The sequence below is a fragment of the Cupriavidus sp. 21MJTG02-4 genome (genome assembly GCF_057798975.1).
In genome coordinates, this window is record NZ_JBYOJP010000001.1 from 396752 (window position 1) to 415125 (window position 18374).

Consider the following 18374-nt stretch of genomic DNA (forward strand, 5'->3'; position numbering starts at 1 on the left):
TAACACCGGGTGCGCCGCGCGGCGCCCCTCTGCTCGTCCCTACCATGGCCAATCGCCTGCCCGTTACCGTGCTGTCCGGATTCACCGGCGCCGGCAAGTCCAGCTTGCTGCAGCATCTGCTTGCCGCCAGTGCCGGCAAGCGCGTAGGCGTGGCCGGCAGTTTGCCGGAAGCCACCGAACTGGCGGGCAGCGGCAGTTTCGATCACCTGCAGCTGGAGGCCGAGGGAACGGATGACCCCATGGCAATCGCCGAGGCCGTTCTGTTCGAAGACGAGCATGGTGCGGGCACGGCACTGCGCCTGGACACGCTGGTCACCGTGGTGGATGCCTCGACCTTCCTGCGCGACGTCAACGACGCCGAGTTCCTGCGTGACCGCATCGCGCCGCAGGCCGATGACAGCGATGAGGATGACCGCACCGTGGTCGACGTGCTGATCGCCCAGGTCGAGTTCGCCGATGTGATCGTGCTGAACAAGGCGGATCTCGTCAGCGCCGATGCGCTGGCGCAGCTCGGCGCCATCCTGCGCGCGTTCAACCCGCGCGCGGAAGTCATCCCGGCGAGCTTCGGCAAGGTTCCGGCCGCGAGCGTGCTGGACACAAACCGCTTCGACTTCGAGGAAACCGCCAGCGCACCAGGCTGGCTGGCGCTGCAGCGCGGCGAGTCATTGCCGGAGTCCCATGGCGTCGGCGGCTTCGTCTACCGCCGCCGCCGGCCGTTTCATCCTGGCCGCTTTGCCGACCTGATCCATACCGAATGGATGCGCGAGCATGGCAACGTGCTACGTTCGAAGGGCCTGTTCTGGCTGGCCAGCCGCATGGGCATCGCCGGTGACTGGGCCCAGGCCGGCGGCGTATGCCGTCCCGCCGCCGCGGGCGCATGGTGGGCCGCCCTCGATCCGTCCGAATGGCCGACCGATGCGGCGGACCGCGCCGCGCTCGACGCCGACATGCTCGACGATGGCCAGCCGGCGCCATACGGCGACCGCCGCCAGGAACTGGCGCTGGTCGGCGTGGATCTCGACCGCAACGCTCTGGAAGCCTGCCTCGACGCCTGCCTGCTGACCGACGCCGAAATGGCCGCCGGCCCCGATGCCTGGGCCGCCTATGCCGACCCGTTCCCCGCCTGGGAAGATGCCTTCGACGACGAGGGCCACGATCACGACCATGGCCATCATCACGGCCATGACCACACGCACGGCGACTGCGACTGTGGCCACCCGCATGATCACTGAGATCACCCGGTCTCTCGTCCGCCTGCGCGCGCGTGGTCCCGGGCTGTGGCACGCGGTGTGGCTGGTGCTGTGCCTGCTGGGCGCGCAGCATGCGGGCCTTGTGCACCGTGTGGCCCACGGTGGCCTGATGGGCGCGCCGCTGTCCGTCATGGCCGCCGAAGCGGGCGCCACGGATCATGGCGACGCCAGTCCGTTCGCGCAGAAGCTGGCCGGGCACTCGTGCGTGCTGTTCGATGGCGCCACCGTCGCCGACAGCCATTTCTGCCATCTGCCGGCAATCACGACGGCCTTTGGCAAACCGGTCAAGCCGGCCAACCTGGCCTGGCGCTGGCCCGATCTTCCCTCCGCCTACCCTTTCCGCTCGCGCGCGCCGCCGGCGCACACGCCCGCCTTCGCCTGAGCCGGGCCGCGGCCTTGCCGCCTGCCCGCAGTACGAACGCGTGCGTCCATGCCGGCCGGCTTTGCGCGCGTCCCGCACCTGATCGTGCGGGGCGCGCGCACCGCCGCCACCGGCACGGCCGTCCGCCCGATTGCCATCGCATCGAATCGCGAGCCATGTCTCCTACCCTGCATCACCCCATCCCGCGGCGCACGCCGCTGGCAGCCATTGCTGCCCTGATTGTTTCCACCAGCGCGTTTGCCCAGACCGCCAGCGAACCCGCGACCACCGCCGCGCCCGCTGCCGCCACCCTCAAGGAAGTGGTGGTCACCGCGAACCCGCTTGGCAGCGAGCTGAACGACATGGTCGCGCCGGTCTCCGCACTGAGCGGTGATGCGCTGTCGCTGCGCCAGAACAGCACGCTCGGCGAGACGCTGGACAAGCTGCCTGGCGTGTCGTCGAGCTACTTCGGCCCCAACGCCAGCCGCCCCATCATCCGCGGCCTGGATGGCGACCGCATCAAGGTGCTGCAGAACGGGGGCTCCACGGTCGATGCTTCGACGCTGTCCTACGACCACGCGGTGCCGGTCGACCCGCTCGTCGCCGAGCGCATAGAAGTCGTACGTGGGCCAGCCGCGCTGATGTACGGCGGCAATGCCATCGGCGGCGTGGTCAACGTGATCGACAACCGCATTCCGAAGGAGCCGATCGAGGGCGTCGGCGGCGCAGTCGACGCGAGCGCTACCGCCGGCGGCGATGCGGCGCGCAATGCCAGCGCACTGGTCGAGGCCGGCAACGGCCAGTTCGCGATCCACGCCGATGCCTTCGCGCGCAAGACCAGCGACCTGAAGATTCCGGGCTTCGCGCGCAGCGCGCCCCTGCGCGCCAGCCAGCCGCTGCCCGAAGGCGAGACCGAGGCCAGCGGCCGCCTGCCCAACACCAGCGCGCAGCAGGACGGCGGCTCGCTGGGCGGCTCCTACACCTGGGCCGACGGCTTCATCGGCGCCAACTACAGCGCCTACCGCAACGAATACGGCACGCCGGCCGAGGATGACGTACGGCTGAAGATGCGGCAGGACCGCTTCGCGCTCGAAGGCGAGGCGCGCAACCTGCAAGGCAACACCTCAGGCCTCATCGAATCGGTCAAGGGCAAGTTCAGCTACACGGACTACGAGCACAAGGAAATCGAGGCCGGCGAAACCGGCACCATCTTCAAGAACCAGGGCTGGGACGCGCGCTTCGAGGCCAAGCATGCCAAGATCGGCAGGATGAGCGGGGTGGTCGGCACGCAGTTCGGCCACACGCAGTTCTCGGCGCTGGGCGAGGAGGCGTTCGTGCCGAGCACCGACACCGACAACGCCGCACTGTTCGTGTTCGAAGAGCTGCCGCTGGACAGCACTGGCGACTTCAAGCTCAACTTTGGGGGCCGGCTCGATCACAGCAGCATCCGCGCCAGCGCCAATGGCAATGACCGCTTCACCGATGCCAACCGCAGCTTCAATGCCACCAGTGCCTCGGCGGGCCTGCTGTACAAGCTGAACGCGCTGTGGTCGCTCACCAGCAATGTCTCGTACACCGAGCGCGCGCCGACCTTCTACGAGCTGTACGCCAACGGGCCGCACGTGGCCACCGGTTCATGGGAGCTAGGCGACCCGAATGCCAGCAAGGAGCGCGCCACCTCCGTCGATCTCGGCATGCGCTACAAGTACGGCCCGCACAGCGCGAGCGTGTCGGGCTACTACAGCCGCTTCGCCAACTACCTGGCGCTGATGTCGACGGGCCGCGCGCGCGACGATGCGGGCGATGTCGTCGCCCCCGGCAGCCCCGGCTCGCTGCCCGAGTTCCAGTACCTGGGCGTACCGGCCACGCTGTACGGCTTCGAGGCCGAAGGCAAGGCGCGGTTGTTCCAGAAGATGCTGACGTCGAGCGATACGCTGGATTTCGAAGCCCGGGCGGATTACGTGCGCGGGGAGGATCGCAATACCGGTGAACCGCTGCCGAGACTCGCGCCGCTGCGGCTCGGTGGCGCGCTGGTCTATGGCGCGGGTCCGTGGGGAGCGCGCGTGGATGTCACCTACGCGGCAAAGCAAACGCGCGTGCCGACCAACGACACGCCGACCGACGCCTACACGCTGCTGAGTCTGGCGCTGACGTACAAGTTCAAGACCTCCGGTACGCAGACGCTGGTCTATCTGCGCGGCGACAACCTGACCAACCAGGAAGCGCGCAACGCTTCCTCGATCCTCAGGGATATTGCGCCGATGCCGGGCAGGAGTGTGAAGGTGGGCTTCAGGACGATGTTCTGAGGCCCGGGTTGCAGGGCCGAGGGGACGGGACGTCAATCAACGTTCACCACCGCCTCCCCCTCAACCCTTAACGCCCGAACCCCCGCCAACGCCCGCAGCGTCTGCGACAGGATCTCCTCCATCGACTGCGCGGCCATAAAGCGTTCGCGCATGGTCACCATCAGCGGCGCCTGTTCCATCCACGCCAGCAGTGCATCGCGCTTTATCCGCTGCACTTCCAGCAGCTTGAACTTCACCAGCACCTTGAGCGCGTGGCTCGCATTGCGTTGCGGATCTCCACCGAGGTAAGCGAGCCGGCCACGCGCCCGTTCGAGGGCTCCGGCCACGTCGGCAAAGGGGCGGCCGTGGCCGGGAATCACCACGCGCACATCGAGTTCCGCAATGCGCTCCAGCACCGCGGCCTGTTCCACAAACCCGCTCTCCCCTTCCAGCTCGGGAAAAATCACCCCGAAGCCGTTTTCCCACAACGCATCGCCGGCAATCAGGATGCGCGGCTGCGGCGCGAACAACATCACCGCGTGAGGATCATGCCCCGGCGCGGCGACCACCTGCCAGTCGATGCCGCCAAGGCGCAGCCTGTCGCCGTCATGCAGCAGCGCATCGAACGTGAAGCGCTCGCATTGCTGGCCCGTGGCCTTGTAGGTCAGCGCATCGACATCCCACGCCGAGACGGCTGCCGCTTCGGCGCCGGGAATCGACGTGTGCGGCTGCCAGCGCGCCTGCAGTGCGGCATTGCCACCGCAATGGTCGGAATGCAGATGGGTATTGACGAGCCGCTTCAGCAAACGCCCCTGTAGCGCCGATTCGACCAGCGCCACGGTCTGCGGCGCGTGCGTGACGTAGCCGCTGTCGACCAGCGCGGTATCGTCGCCGTCGATGAACAGGATGTTGTTGGCCGACAGCCAGCCGCGTTCGAACACGCGCACGTTGGCCGGCAACTGCGGGGGCGTGGTGTCGCTCAAGGCAAGGGTCTCCTATTCGTCCAGCCAGGCGGCGCGCTGCGCCAATTGCGTCCAGACGCGGCGCTTGTCGTCCTCGGCCATGGCCGACCAGCCGGCAATCTCTTCGATGGTGCGCAGGCAGCCTTCGCAATAGCCGCTGTCGGCGTCCATGCGACATACGTTGCGGCATGGCGAAGGCACCGGCTGCGCAGCCTGCGCCGATCGTGCGCGGCGCGTGATGTCCCGGATCAGGGCAGCCGTCAGCGCCATGGTCTCAGCCGGCAACCCGGGCAGCCTTGGCGGCGACCTTCTGGTTGAAGCGCGCGGCATCGATCACGTGGCGCTCGTGCACGCCCTCCGTGATTTTGTCCTCGCCGTCCCAGGCGCTGACTTCAAAGCGCAGCCTGCGTCCATCCACCTCCACCAGCCGGCCCTTGACCGTGATGGTCATGCCCGGCGGCGTGGCGGCCAGGTGCGTAAAGCTGACCAGCGTGCCAAGCGTCTGCTCGTGTGGCCAGTCCAGGTGTTCGCGCAGTGCCTGCAGGCAGGCGCACTCCATGATGCCGACCATGTACCCGGTGGCCAGCACGTCCGGCATCTCCGTGCACATCGGGATGTCATCGTAGAGGCGCGGCACCGTGGCCTTGCGCGGCACGAGGTACTGCCACGAGAACTCCAGGCCGGGCCGCAGTTCCGGGCTCATGCCGCCGCTCCCAGGGCCACGTCGGCCACTTCCGCGCCGGTCATCTGCTGCAGCTGCTGCGGCGTCAGGTTGAACACCGCGTGCGGATGCCCCGCCGCGGCCCACAGGCTGTCATAGCGGAACAGGTCCTGGTCGAGCAGCATGACCGGCGGCACCGCATGGCCGATCGGGCAGACGCCGCCGATGGCATAGCCGGTCTTCTCGCGCACGAACCTGGCATCGGCCTTGCCCAGCGCGCCGACACGCGCCGCCACCTTGGCTTCATCGACACGGTTGCTGCCGCTGGCAATTACCAGCACCGGCACATCGTCCTCGACGCGCCGGAAGATGATCGACTTGGCGATCTCCGCCACGCTGCAGCCCAGGCCGGCGGCCGCCTCGGCGGACGTCTTGCCGGTGGCCGGCAGCATCACCACCGGGCGATCATGCCCGAGTTCGGCCAGCAGGCCGGCAACACGCTGTGCGGATTCCGGCAATACGGCGTCCTGGTCAGCGGACTGGCTCATTCTTGCTCCTTCGTCGTTCGGTTACTTGGCTCACGCGCACATGGGCGCGGCGTCGCTGGCGGCGGCCCACTTGGTCAGCAGCGCGCGGCCCACGCGCGAGCTGTTGGCGCGGCCGATCGCCTGCGAGATGTAGTCGCCCGTGCGCACCACGGCTTCCAGGTCGATACCGGTATGGATGCCAAGCCCGTGCAGCATGTACAGCACATCTTCGGTCGCCACGTTGCCGGTCGCACCCTTCGCGTACGGACAGCCGCCCAGGCCGGCCACCGATGCGTGGAAGATCGAGATGCCCACTTCCAGGCTGGCCAGGATGTTCGACAGCGCCTGGCCATAGGTATCGTGGAAATGCCCCGACAGACGGTCAAGCGCAAATTCCGCCGACACCGCGCGCATCACGTCCTGCACCCTGCCCGGCGTGCCCACGCCGATGGTGTCGGCGATATCGATCTCGTCGCAGCCCAGGGCGCGCATGCGGCGCACCACGTCCACCACGGCGCTCACCGGCACCTCACCCTGGTACGGGCAGCCCAGCGCGCACGAAATGCTGCCGCGCACGCGAATGTTCTTTTCTTTCGCGGCCGCCGCCACCGGCTCGAAGCGCGCGATCGATTCGGCGATCGAGCAGTTGATGTTCTTCTGCGAGAACGCCTCGCTGGCGGCGCCGAAGATCACGACCTCGTCGGCACCGGCCGCCACCGCGCCCTCCAGTCCCTTCATATTGGGCGTGAGCACCGAATACAGCGTGCCCGGGCGGCGCTGGATGCGCGCCATCACGTCGGCGCCGTCGGCCATTTGCGGCACCCATTTCGGCGAGACAAAGGACGCGGCCTCGATATTGACGAAACCGGCCTCGGTCAGCTGGTTGATCAGCGCCACCTTGACGTCGGTCGGCACCATGGCCTTTTCGTTCTGCAAGCCGTCGCGCGGTCCGACCTCGACGATCTTCACGTAGTTGGGCAGGTTCATGGCTATCTCCAATATCTGTTGTTCTCTGCGTGGCGCTTCAGTAGCCGCGCTGCAGGTCGACCACGCCCGCGATCGGCTGGCCGGCCCGCAGCGCGCGGATCTTGCCTGCGATCTGCGCGATGCTGTCCTCGCGCAGCGTGAGCGCCGAGATATGCGGCGTGATGGTGATGCGCGGCTCCTGCCAGAACGGGTGCGCAGCTGGCAGCGGCTCGGTGCGGAACACATCCAGCGTCGCGCCGGCGATCTGCCCGGCCTGCACCGCGGCAAGGAGGTCGTCCTCGGCCAGGTGCTGTCCACGCGCCACGTTGATCACGTAGGCGCCCTTTGCGAGCTTGCCGAACAGTTCGCCGTTCAGGATGTTTTCGGTCTGCGGCGTCAGCGGCAGGACATTGACCAGCACGCGCAGGCCATCCAGGAACGGGGCGCGGCCCGCATCGCCATGGAATCCCACCACGCCCTCGATGGCGCGCGCGGAGCGGCTCCAGCCGCGCACCGGAAAGCCGAAACCGGCCAGCGTGCTGGCGATATGCGTGCCCAGCGCGCCGACGCCCATCACGCCGATGGTGAACTCCGCGCGGCGGTGTGGCTTCAGGAACTTCCAGTTGCCGGCCTGCTGCTGGGCAGCGTAGTCGTCCAGCCGGCGGAAATAGCGCAGCACGGCATGCGTGACGTATTCGGCCATTTGCGCGGCCATGCCAGCGTCGTCCAGGCGCACGATGGGTACGCCAGCGGGCAGCGCGTCGGGGTCCTGGTCACGCAGGCCCAGGATGCCGTCCACGCCGGCGCCCAGGTTGAACACCGCCTTCAGGTCGGTGCGGCCGCGCAGCATCTCCACGGGCGGGCGCCAGACCACGGCGTAGTCCGCGGATTCGCCGCGGCTGTCCTCCCACTTGAGGCACTCGGCTTCGGGCAGCGCCTGCGCAAAACCTTCGATCCAGGGTTCATAGCGGCCGTCAGGCACATACAACTGCAACTTCATGGAGGGACTCCGGGTCTTCCGTGGCGGGATGGATCATTTTGGCAGAGGTTGCGGGACGGTGCCCGCCAGTGGCCGGCAATCGCCCCGCGCCGCCTGCGGTTCAGGCCTCACCGCTCGCAAACGCCAGCAACTGCGCACCTTCCGCCACCTGCTCGCCCACGCCGTACAGGATTTCGCTGACCACTCCATCGGCCGGCGCGCTGATCGTGTGCTCCATCTTCATGGCTTCCATCACCAGCAGCGGCGTGCCGCGCGTCACCGTGCTGCCCGGTTCGACCATGACGGCGATGACCTTGCCCGGCATCGGCGCGGTCAGCTTGCCGCCCTCGCCCTCGGCTTCGCCCGCGTGCGCGAGCGGGTCGAGCCAGCCGAGCACCGCGTGGCGTCCGGCGTTGAAGACGTGGAAATCATTGCCCTCCACATGGACCTGGCCATGCGCGCGACGCGTGCCGAGATCCACGCGGATATCGTCGGCCTGGCACGATGCGCGGAACGGCGCCGCCTGGTCGGCATAGATCAGCGTGCTGCCGCGCTCGTTCGCGGTCAGCACGACATCGAGCGTATGGCTGCCGTAAGCAAAACGCAGCGCGCGCGTGGCGCCGCCATTGAGCCGCCACGCGCCGGCATGCGTCCACGGCGAATGCTGGTCGGCCGCGTCGATGCGGCGCTCGCGCGTTTCGCGGTCGAGCAGCGCGGCGGTCGCGAGCGCGATGATCTCCATGCCGACCGGCGCGGGCGCCGGGAACAGGGTGGCCTCGTTGCGTTCGATCAGCCCCGTGTCGAGATCGGCCGTGCGGAACGCTTCGGATTTCAACAGCCGCTGCAGGAATGCCACGTTGGTGGACAGGCCGACCACGTGATAGGCCGCCAGCGCCTGGCGCATGCGTGCGAGGGCTTCGTCGCGATCCTTGCCCCAGACGATCAGCTTGGCGATCATCGGGTCGTAGTAGGGGCTGGTGGTGTCGCCTTCGCGCACACCGGAGTCGATGCGAACACCTGCGGGACCGTGGGCATCGCAGCCGCGCATGAACTGCACGGCGGGCGGTGTGCGCAGGAAACGCAGCGTGCCCGTGGAAGGCAGGAACTGCTTGTCGGGATTCTCGGCGTAGATGCGCGCTTCGAGCGCGTGGCCGCCGATGCGGAGTTCTTCTTGCCTCAGCGGCAGCGGCTCGCCCGCGGCCACGCGCAGTTGCCACTCGACCAGGTCCTGTCCGGTGATCATCTCGGTGACCGGATGCTCGACCTGCAGGCGCGTGTTCATCTCCATGAAGTAGAACGAGCCGTCCTGGTTGGCGATGAACTCGACCGTGCCCGCGCCGACATAGCCGACCGCCTTCGCGGCTGCGACGGCGGCTTCGCCCATCGCGCGGCGACGTTCTTCCGTCATGCCCGGCGCGGGCGCTTCTTCCAGCACCTTCTGGTGGCGGCGCTGCACCGAGCAATCACGCTCGAACAGGTAGACGCAGTCGCCGTGGGTATCGGCAAAGACCTGAATTTCAATATGGCGGGGTCGCGTCAGATACTTTTCGACGAGCACCTTGTCGTCGCCGAAGCTGGCCGATGCCTCGCGCTTGACGGAGGCGAGCGCCGCTTCAAAGGCATCGCCCGATTCCACCACGCGCATGCCCTTGCCGCCACCGCCTGCGCTGGCCTTGAGCAGCACCGGGTAGCCGATGCGGTCGGCCTCGCTGCGCAGCAAGCCTGGATTCTGGTCTTCGCCGTGGTAGCCGGGCACCAGCGGCACCGAGGCCTTTTCCATCAGCTGCTTGGCCGCGCTCTTGCTGCCCATCGCGTGGATGGCCGAGGCCGGCGGGCCGATGAAGACGAGCCCCGCCGCGGCGCACGCCTCGGCAAAGGCTTCATTCTCGGAGAGGAATCCGTAGCCGGGGTGGATCGCCTGCGCCCCGGTTTCCTTCGCCATCTCGATGATGTGGTCGGCGCGCAGGTAGCTGTCGCGCGCCGCGGCGCCGCCGATATGCACGGCTTCATCGCAGAAGGCGACGTGGCGCGCATCGGCGTCGGCGTCCGAGTAGACCGCGACGGTGCGGATGCCCAGCCGGCGGCAGGTGGCGGCGACGCGGCAGGCGATCTCGCCGCGGTTGGCGATCAGGATCTTGCTGAACATGAGCTCCCTCCGTTTTGACCCGGTTATCGGGATCTTACGGCGGGGAGCCCTCTGCGTGGTGATTTCTTAACTATTCAGCCTGCGTGGCCTTCGGCGCGGATGTCCAGGCGGGCCAGCAGCGCGCGATCCCGGTCCGCTTGCGGGTTGCCGGTGGTCAGCAGCTTGTCGCCGTAGAAAATGGAATTGGCGCCGGCCATGAAGCACAGCGCCTGCAAGGCCTCTTCCATCGCCTCGCGCCCCGCGGACAGGCGCACCATCGCGCCCGGCATGGTGATGCGCGCCACGGCAATCGTGCGGACAAACTCGAACGGGTCCAGCGCATCGGTGCCGGCCAGCGGCGTGCCTTCGACCTGCACCAGGTTGTTGATGGGCACCGACTCGGGATACGGGTCCATGTTGGCGAGCTGCGCGATCAGCCCGGCGCGCGCCTCGCGTGCTTCGCCCATGCCGACGATGCCGCCGCAGCAGACGTTGATGCCGGCATCGCGCACATGGCCGATGGTATCCAGCCGGTCCTGGTAGGTGCGCGTGGTGATGATCTTGCCGTAGAACTCGGGCGAGGTATCGAGGTTGTGGTTGTAGTAGTCCAGGCCCGCTTCCTTGAGCTGTTGCGCCTGTTCGGCCTTCAGCATGCCCAGCGTGACGCAGGTCTCCAGGCCCATGGCCTTGACCTCGCGCACCATGTCCATCACCGGCTCCAGGTGGCGGTCCTTCGGGCTGCGCCACGCGGCGCCCATGCAGAAGCGCGTGGCGCCGTTGGCCTTGGCCGTGCGGGCGGCTTCCAGCACTTCGTCGAGCGCCATCAGTTTCTCGGCCTTGACGCCGGCATCATGGTGCGCGCTTTGCGGACAGTAGCCGCAATCTTCCTCGCAGCCGCCGGTCTTGATCGACAGCAGCGTGGACAGCTGCACGGTATTGGCGTCGAAGTTCTCGCGGTGCACCTGCTGCGCGCGGAACAGCAGGTCGTTGAACGGCAGCGCGAACAGCGCGGCGACGTCGTCGACGCTCCAGCGGGCATCTTCGGGCAGTGCGTGGCTGCGCGCGGTCTGGCGCAGCGATTCGGGGGAAATGGTGGCGACGGTCTGAGTGGCTTGGGTCATGATCGGTTCGGTTTTATGTCAGGCAGCGAGGTCTTGTGCCTCGGACTGGTATTGGGAGGAGCAGGCAAGCAGCGGCGCCAGGTCGAGGCGCGCGGCGGCATCGGCCGGCGCCACTTGCCACGGCAATTCGCCGAGGCACGGCGCATCGAGCGCGCCATGCAGCGTGGCGATGTTCTCGTCGGCCAGCAGCATGTCCGGATCGACGCGGTTGGCGATCCAGCCGGCCAATGTCAGGCCGCGCGCGCGGATGGCCTCGGCGGTCAGCACGGCATGGTTCAGGCAGCCCAGGCGGATGCCCACCACCAGGACCACCGGCAGCGCCAGCATCCCGGCAAGGTCGGCCGTGCTCCAGCGCACCGCGCCGGTATCGAGCGGCACATGGAAACCGCCGACGCCTTCGACGACCACGGCATCGGCCTGCTCGCGCAGCGCATCGAAGGCATGGCGGATCGGTGCGCGCGTGATGCGCACGCCCTCCTGCGCGGCAGCCAGGTGCGGCGAGCACGGCGTGCGCAGCAGGAACGGACAGGTCTGCGCCAGCGGCACCGTGACCGAGCTGGCGGCACGCAGTGCAGCCACGTCATCGTTGTGCCAGTGGTCGCCGCGCCATTCGCTGCCGCTGGCCACGGGCTTCATGCCGGCAGTGGCATAGCCGGCTGCATGCAGCGCGTGCAGCAGCGTGGCGCTCGCATGGGTCTTGCCCACGCCGGTATCGGTCCCGGTGACAAAGCACTGGAACTTCGCGGGCTGGCTCATGCGGCCTCCTGCTTCGCGTCGCGCATCACGGCGTCGGCCAGCACGCCGACCAGCCGCTGCACGTCCGCGGCCGTATGCGAGGCGGACAGCGTGATGCGCAGCCGCGCGGTGCCCTCCGGCACGGTCGGCGGCCGGATCGCGCCGACGCGGATGCCGTCGGCTTCCAGCCGCGCCGACAGCGCGAGCGAGGTGGCGTTGTCGCCGACGATCAGCGGTTGCACGGCCGTCGCACTGTCGCCCAACTGCCAGCCCGCTGCCGCCGCCAGCGGCGCCAGGCCGGCGCGCAGGTCGGCAATCAGCTGGTTCAGGTTGGCGCGGCGTTGCCGGCCCTCCTCGCCTTCGATGATCGCGAGGCTCGCCAGCAGTGCGTGGGCCACCGCAGGGGGCGCGGCCGTGGTGTAGATGTAGGGGCGCGCGGTGTTGACGAGGTGCTCGATGATGGTCTCGTGCGCGGCCACGAAGGCGCCCGCCACGCCGGCGGCCTTGCCCAGCGTGCCGATGTAGATCAGGCGCTCCGAGTTCAGCCCCAGCGCCTGCAGCACGCCGTGGCCGTCGTCGCCGAGCACGCCGAAGCCGTGCGCATCGTCGACGATGATCCATGCGTCGTGGCGTTCGGCCAGCGCGAGCAGTTCGGCCAGCGGCGCCACGTCGCCGTCCATGCTGAACACGCTGTCGGTCACGATCAGCTTGAGCGGGCTGGTGCTGGCGCCGAGCAGCGCATCGAGCGCGGCCGCGTCGCAGTGCGGGTAGCGCTGCACGTCGGCGCGCGCAAGCCGGGCGCCGTCGATCAGCGAGGCATGGTTGAGCGACTCGCAGAACAGCGTCGCGCCCGCGGTGCCCAGCGCCGTCAGCACGGCCATGTTGGCCATGTAGCCCGTGCAGAAATACAGCGTGCGGGCTTGCGGGATGTATGGGGCAAACCAGCGCGCCAGTTCTTCTTCGAGCCGTGCGTGCGCCAGTGAATGGCCGCTGACCAGGTGCGAGGCGCCGCTGCCTGCGCCATACAGCCGGGCGCCCTCGGCAAGCGCGGCGACGACATCGGGGTGGCTGGCCAGCCCCATGTAGTCGTTGCTGCAGAAGGTCAGCAAGGACTGCGGCGCGGGCGTATCGACCGGTCCAACCGACTGGTGCGGGGCGCAGGCCGTATGCGCGATGCGGCGCCGGCGCGTGAGCGCGCGGGCCTGGCGTTCATCGGCTGCGCGGCGCAGTTGTTCAAGCAGCATGGCGGGCCTCCTTGTTGGCATGGGTAGGGCCGAGCACATCGTCCAGCGTGGCGAGCAGTTGCCCGGCCAGCCAGCGCGCCTGCGCGGCGTCGAAGACATAGGGCGGCATCACGTACAGCGTGTTGCCGATCGGCCGCACGAGCAACTCGCGCGCTTGCGCAGCCCGGTGGAAGCTTCCGGCGAAGCCTTCGCCGGCGACGTCGTCGCGCACATCGACGGCCCAGATCAGGCCGCGCTGGCGCATGCGGTGCAGGCGTGCATCGTCTGCGAACGGCGCCATCGCATCGGCCAGCCACTGCGCGCGATCACGGTTCTGCGCGATCACGTCGTCCTGCGCGAACACGTCGAGCGTGGCCAGCGCGGCGCGGCAGGCCAGCGGGTTGCCGGTATAGGAATGCGAATGCAGGAAGCTGCGCGCGAGATCGTCGGCGACGAAGGCGCGCTGGATCTCCGGGCGCGACAGCACCAGCGACAGCGGCAGGTAGCCGCCGCTGATGCCCTTGGACAGGCACAGGAAATCGGGCCACGCATGCGCGGGCAGCGGCTGCTCGCCGTCGCGGCATTGCTCCCATGCGAAGAAGGTGCCGGTGCGCCCGCAGCCGACGGCAATTTCGTCGGCGATCAGATGGACGCGATAGCGGTCGCACAAGGCGCGCGCGCCTTCCAGGTAGGACGGATCGTGCATGGCCATGCCGGCGGCGCCCTGCACCAGCGGCTCGACGATGAGCGCGGCGATCTGGCCAGCGCGTTCGCGCAGCAGCGTCTCCAACGCGGCCAGCGCGCGCGTGGCGACATCGGCGGCGGTCTCGCCCGCTGCGGCCTGGCGCGCGTCCGGCGACATCACGACGTGCGCGCGGCGGATCAGCGGGTCATAGGCATCGCGGAAGACGTCAAGATCGGTCACGCCCAGCGCGCCCACGGTTTCGCCGTGGTAGCCATTGGCCAGGCAGACGAACTCGCGCTTGGCCGGCAGGCCGGTGTTGCGCCAGTAGTGGAAGCTCATCTTGAGCGCGATCTCCACCGCTGATGCGCCGTCCGATGCGTAGAACGCGTGGCCGAGCGCGCCGCCGGTCAGCGCCGACAGGCGTTCGGCCAGCTCGACAGCGGGCGCATGCGTGCAGCCTGCGAGCATGACGTGCTCCAGCGTCTGGAGCTGGTCCACCAGCGCGGCATTGATCTTCGGGTTGGCGTGGCCGAACAGGTTGACCCACCAGGAACTGGTGGCATCGAAGTAGCGCCGTCCATTGGCATCGTAAAGCCACGGACCTTCGCCGCGCACGATGGCCAGCGGCGTCACGTCGTCATCTGGGCGCAGCCGCGTGCACGGGTGCCAGACCGCGCGCTTGCTGCGCTGGCCAAGCGAATCGCCGGCCGGGGCATGCAGGGACTGTTGTTGCAAGGGAGTCCTCCTTGGTTGACCCTCCGCGTGGCGCGCCGGCAACTGGGCCGGGCGATAGGGATGGAAGGGTTCGGGAGGGCTATGTTAGGAATCTGCCGGCGCGGTTGGCAATGGCGGCGGGTTTTCTGAGTTGACGGCGGGTTGAGAGAATTTAGCCGATTTTATGAGGGCGAAGCCTTATTCTTGTCGCCAGCGTGCGGCGATCTCCACGCAAGTTGTTGAAGGCTTTTTTTGCTGAGATGGGATTTCGCATGCTGCGGCGTGGCTCCCCTCTCCCGCACGGCGGGAGAGGGGAGCAAACAAGCGCGTAGCTGGAAGCCAGTTTCAAGCCGGCCGCCACGACGGCGACCGCTTCTCCAGAAACGACCTCACCCCCTCCTTCCCTTCCGCCGAGGCCCGGATCTTCGCAATCCGGTCCGCCGTGTCGGCCAGCAAGTCGTTGTCGATGACCCGCCCCGCAACCTCCTGCACCAGCCGCTTGCTTTCACGCACGGCGTTAGGACTGTTGGCAACCAGCGCCGCGGCGATCTCGCCAATCTTGGCATCCAACGCCTCGGCAGGCACCACCGCGTGCACAAAGCCCAACCGAAGCGCTTCGGCCGCATCAAACCGCTCGGCGGTAATGAAGTAACGCCGCGACGCCTGCTCCCCCATGGCGCGAATCACATACGGGCTGATCGTCGCCGGCAGCAGGCCAAGCCGCGCTTCGGAGAGGCAGAAATGCGCATGCTCCGCCGCCACGGCGATATCACATGCAGCGACCAGCCCCACGCCCCCGGCATAGGTATCGCCCTGGATCCGCGCAATCACCGGCCGCGGACACGACCAGATGGTATGCAGCATCTGCGCGAGCGTCAGCGCGTCGGCCCGGTTCTCGTCCTCCGAGTAGCCGGCCATCTTCTTCATCCAGTTCAGGTCCGCGCCCGCGCAGAATGCCGGCCCGTTGCCGGCGAGCACGATGGCCCGCACCCCGTCCATGTCGCCGAGCGCGCGGAAGGCGCCGGTCAGTTCGGCAATGACGGTCTCATTGAAGGCGTTGCGCACATCGGGCCGGTTCAGCGTGACGGTGGCGATGTGGCTGGCAACGTTGACGGTAAGCGTGGTGAAGTTCATGTTGCGCTCCGGATGGAATGGGGATGCAGGCCCGCGGGAAGCGCGGGCGCCGGATCAGGAACCGTTCTCGAACGGCAGGCCAAGCGATCGAAAGAAGGCGCCGACTTCCGGCAGCCAGAGGGGAATGCCTTCACGCGCGCTGAACAGTCGGTGCGAATCGCCGGCGAACTCGCCGACGTCAACCATGCGCGCATCGGCTGCGGCCCCTTTCGCGCTGGCCTTGTAGGCGTTGAACATGCGGTCGGGCAGCGGTGCGGGCCAGTAGCTGTCGTTGTCGCCGTAGATCCACAGCGAAGGATAGCGCGCGTCCTTGCCATAGTCGCCGAACGTCTCGATCAGCTTGTCCTCCCAGTCCGGACAGCTCAGGTTGCGCAGGCCGCCTGCGAAATTGACCACGCCGAGCACGCCGGGATAGGAGATGGTGCTGAACGCCATGGTCGTCAGGCCGCCATGCGACTGGCCAATGACCACGATGCGGTCCTTGTCGACGTAAGGCTGGCTGACCATGTAATCCAGCGCGGCGACCACGTCCTCGGCCTGCTGCAGTCCGTTGATCTCGATATTGCAGCTACCGCCGATGTACGGCCCGCCCGAGCGTGCGAAGCCCTGGCGCATCGGCAGCACCACGACGTAGCCGCGGCGCAGGAACTCCACGGTCTGCGCCGGGAAGCGCGCACGCCCCTGGAAGACCGGCTTGCCGGGCGACTTGCCGTGGTTGATGACGACCAGCGGGAACGGCCCTTCGCCGGACGGACGGAATACCGTGGCTTCGAGGTCAACGCGGAACGGCGAAGCCGCCTTGGGCACCAGCACCACCTGCTCCGAAAAACGGACGCGCGTCGCCGGTGCGCTTTGCGCAGTGCCCGGTGGCTGGGCCTGCGCCACGGCCGGCGCATACAGCAGCAGCCCCAGCACTTGCAGTGCGGCGAGACATCGAAGCAAAAAGGCAGGACAACCCATGACGGTGACGTACGGCGCGTATGGCCAGCTCCCTTACATGCGGAACACGCCGAACTTCATATCGTCGATCGGCGCGTTCAGGCTGGCCGACAGGCCCAGCCCGAGCACCGTGCGCGTCTGCGCCGGGTCGATCACGCCGTCGTCCCACAGCCGCGCGCTCGCGTAGTAGGGGTGGCCCTGGTGCTCGTACTGGTCGCGGATCGGCTGCTTGAATGCCTCTTCCTCTTCCTGGCTCCACTGGCCGCCCTTCGCCTCGATGCCATCGCGGCGCACGGTCGCCAGCACGCTCGCGGCCTGCTCGCCGCCCATCACCGAGATGCGCGCGTTCGGCCACATCCACAGGAAGCGCGGCGAATACGCGCGGCCGCACATGCCGTAGTTGCCGGCACCGAACGAGCCGCCGATGATCACGGTGAACTTCGGCACCTGCGCCGTCGCCACGGCCGTCACCATCTTGGCGCCGTTGCGCGCAATGCCTTCGTTCTCGTATTTGCGGCCCACCATGAAGCCGGTGATGTTCTGCAGGAACACCAGCGGAATCTTGCGCTGGCAGCAGAGTTCGATGAAGTGCGCGCCCTTGAGCGCCGCTTCCGAGAACAGGATGCCGTTGTTGGCCACGATGCCGACCGGGTAGCCCCAGATGCGTGCGAAACCGCATACCAGCGTGGTGCCGTAGCGCGCCTTGAACTCGTCGAACTCGGAGCCATCGACGATGCGCGAGATGACCTCGCGCACGTCGAACGGCTTGCGTGTGTCGGTCGGGATCACGCCGTACAGCTCTTCCACCGGATACAGCGGTTCGGCCGGCTCATGCAGGCGGATCTGGTCGGGCTTGCGCCGGTTCAGGTGCCCCACGATATTGCGCGCCAGCGACAGCGCGTGATGATCGTTCTGCGCGAAATAGTCGGCCACGCCCGAGAGGCGCGTATGGACATCGGCACCGCCAAGGTCCTCGGCGCTGACCACCTCACCTGTTGCGGCCTTCACCAGCGGCGGGCCGGCGAGGAAGATGGTGCCCTGGTTCTTGACGATGATCGACTCGTCGCTCATCGCCGGCACGTAGGCGCCGCCGGCCGTGCACGAGCCCATCACCACCGCGATCTGCGGGATGCCCTGCTTCGACAGGTTGGCCTGGTTGTAGAAGATGCGGCCGAAGTGGTCGCGATCGGGGAACACTTCGTCCTGGTTCGGCAGGTTGGCGCCGCCCGAGTCCACCAGGTAGATGCAAGGCAGGTTGTTTTCCTCGGCTATCTCCTGCGCGCGCACATGCTTCTTGACCGTCATCGGGTAGTAGGTGCCGCCCTTGACCGTCGCGTCGTTGCAGACGATCACGCATTCCTGCCCGGCCACGCGACCGATGCCGGTGATGATGCCGGCGCCTGGCGCGGCATTGTCGTACATGTCGTATGCCGCTAGCTGCGACAGCTCCAGGAACGGCGTGCCCGGATCCAGCAGTTGCTGCACGCGATCACGCGGCAGCAGCTTGCCGCGCGACAGGTGCTTGTCGCGCGCGGCATCACCGCCGCCTTCGGCCAGCTTCGCCACCTTGGCCTTGAGGTCGGCCACCAGCGCCCGCATGGCTTCGGCGTTGGCCTTGAACGATTCGGAACGCGCGTTGAGTTTGGTTTCCAGCGTGGGCATGTTGAGGTCTCTTTCCGGTCTCTTGCCGCTTGGTTGCTCGAAATC

Annotated in this window: 17 protein-coding genes; 3 read left to right on the forward strand and 14 right to left on the reverse strand. The window is 67.9% G+C overall.

The genetic code is table 11. The features are described 5' to 3' along the window. The first annotated feature begins 44 nt into the window (after window positions 1-44). From AC3FKH_RS01950 to AC3FKH_RS01960, 3 genes are all read left to right on the forward strand, one after another. A complete protein-coding gene (locus tag AC3FKH_RS01950) occupies window positions 45-1232 on the forward strand; it encodes a GTP-binding protein (protein WP_488672465.1) in 1188 nt (395 codons plus the stop codon). Beyond that, a complete protein-coding gene (locus AC3FKH_RS01955) occupies window positions 1222-1632 on the forward strand; it encodes a hypothetical protein (RefSeq protein WP_488672467.1) in 411 nt (136 codons plus the stop codon). The genes AC3FKH_RS01950 and AC3FKH_RS01955 overlap by 11 nt, the downstream gene beginning before the upstream one ends. Before the next feature lie 155 nt (window positions 1633-1787). Then, a complete protein-coding gene (locus tag AC3FKH_RS01960; RefSeq protein WP_488672469.1) occupies window positions 1788-3917 on the forward strand; it encodes a TonB-dependent receptor in 2130 nt (709 codons plus the stop codon). Between the two features lie 32 nt (window positions 3918-3949). Here AC3FKH_RS01960 and AC3FKH_RS01965 read toward each other — a convergent pair whose 3' ends face one another. The 14 genes from AC3FKH_RS01965 to AC3FKH_RS02030 all read right to left on the reverse strand — a co-directional run bounded on the left by AC3FKH_RS01965 (window position 3950) and on the right by AC3FKH_RS02030 (window position 18329). Beyond that, window positions 3950-4879, reverse strand: a complete 930-nt coding sequence (locus AC3FKH_RS01965; protein ID WP_488672470.1) for an MBL fold metallo-hydrolase — start codon at window positions 4877-4879, stop codon at window positions 3950-3952. Between the two features lie 12 nt (window positions 4880-4891). Then, window positions 4892-5128, reverse strand: a complete 237-nt coding sequence (locus AC3FKH_RS01970) for a DUF1289 domain-containing protein (RefSeq protein WP_488672471.1) — start codon at window positions 5126-5128, stop codon at window positions 4892-4894. Between the two features lie 4 nt (window positions 5129-5132). Continuing rightward, window positions 5133-5561 (reverse strand): thioesterase family protein, encoded by a 429-nt coding sequence (locus tag AC3FKH_RS01975; RefSeq protein ID WP_488672473.1) that lies wholly within the window; start codon window positions 5559-5561, stop codon window positions 5133-5135. Next, window positions 5558-6067, reverse strand: a complete 510-nt coding sequence (locus AC3FKH_RS01980; protein ID WP_488672474.1) for a YbaK/EbsC family protein — start codon at window positions 6065-6067, stop codon at window positions 5558-5560. Before AC3FKH_RS01980 ends, AC3FKH_RS01975 begins: the two co-directional genes overlap by 4 nt. A gap of 30 nt (window positions 6068-6097) precedes the next feature. Continuing rightward, window positions 6098-7033: a hydroxymethylglutaryl-CoA lyase gene (locus AC3FKH_RS01985; protein WP_488672476.1), complete on the reverse strand. Its 936-nt coding sequence runs from the start codon at window positions 7031-7033 to the stop codon at window positions 6098-6100. 37 nt (window positions 7034-7070) lie between these two features. After that, complete coding sequence (locus AC3FKH_RS01990) at window positions 7071-8012, reverse strand: 2-hydroxyacid dehydrogenase (RefSeq protein ID WP_488672478.1); 942 nt, start codon at window positions 8010-8012, stop codon at window positions 7071-7073. 100 nt (window positions 8013-8112) lie between these two features. Beyond that, entirely contained in the window at window positions 8113-10137 is a 2025-nt protein-coding gene (locus AC3FKH_RS01995) for an acetyl/propionyl/methylcrotonyl-CoA carboxylase subunit alpha (RefSeq protein ID WP_488672480.1), read from the reverse strand. A gap of 74 nt (window positions 10138-10211) precedes the next feature. After that, complete coding sequence (gene bioB, locus AC3FKH_RS02000; RefSeq protein WP_483710145.1) at window positions 10212-11237, reverse strand: biotin synthase BioB; 1026 nt, start codon at window positions 11235-11237, stop codon at window positions 10212-10214. Between the two features lie 18 nt (window positions 11238-11255). Further along, window positions 11256-11993 carry a dethiobiotin synthase gene (bioD, locus tag AC3FKH_RS02005; protein ID WP_488672482.1) on the reverse strand — a complete coding sequence of 246 codons (738 nt, stop codon included), beginning with the start codon at window positions 11991-11993 and terminating at the stop codon, window positions 11256-11258. After that, window positions 11990-13216, reverse strand: a complete 1227-nt coding sequence (bioF, locus tag AC3FKH_RS02010) for an 8-amino-7-oxononanoate synthase (RefSeq protein WP_488672484.1) — start codon at window positions 13214-13216, stop codon at window positions 11990-11992. Before bioF ends, bioD begins: the two co-directional genes overlap by 4 nt. Continuing rightward, entirely contained in the window at window positions 13206-14615 is a 1410-nt protein-coding gene (gene bioA / locus AC3FKH_RS02015; protein ID WP_488672486.1) for an adenosylmethionine--8-amino-7-oxononanoate transaminase, read from the reverse strand. Before bioA ends, bioF begins: the two co-directional genes overlap by 11 nt. 324 nt (window positions 14616-14939) lie before the next feature. Further along, window positions 14940-15728, reverse strand: coding sequence for an enoyl-CoA hydratase/isomerase family protein (locus tag AC3FKH_RS02020; protein WP_488672487.1), 789 nt, complete (start codon window positions 15726-15728; stop codon window positions 14940-14942). Between the two features lie 54 nt (window positions 15729-15782). Continuing rightward, a complete protein-coding gene (locus AC3FKH_RS02025) occupies window positions 15783-16688 on the reverse strand; it encodes a dienelactone hydrolase family protein (RefSeq protein ID WP_488672489.1) in 906 nt (301 codons plus the stop codon). A gap of 33 nt (window positions 16689-16721) precedes the next feature. Beyond that, entirely contained in the window at window positions 16722-18329 is a 1608-nt protein-coding gene (locus tag AC3FKH_RS02030; protein WP_488672491.1) for a carboxyl transferase domain-containing protein, read from the reverse strand. Window positions 18330-18374 lie beyond the last annotated feature (45 nt).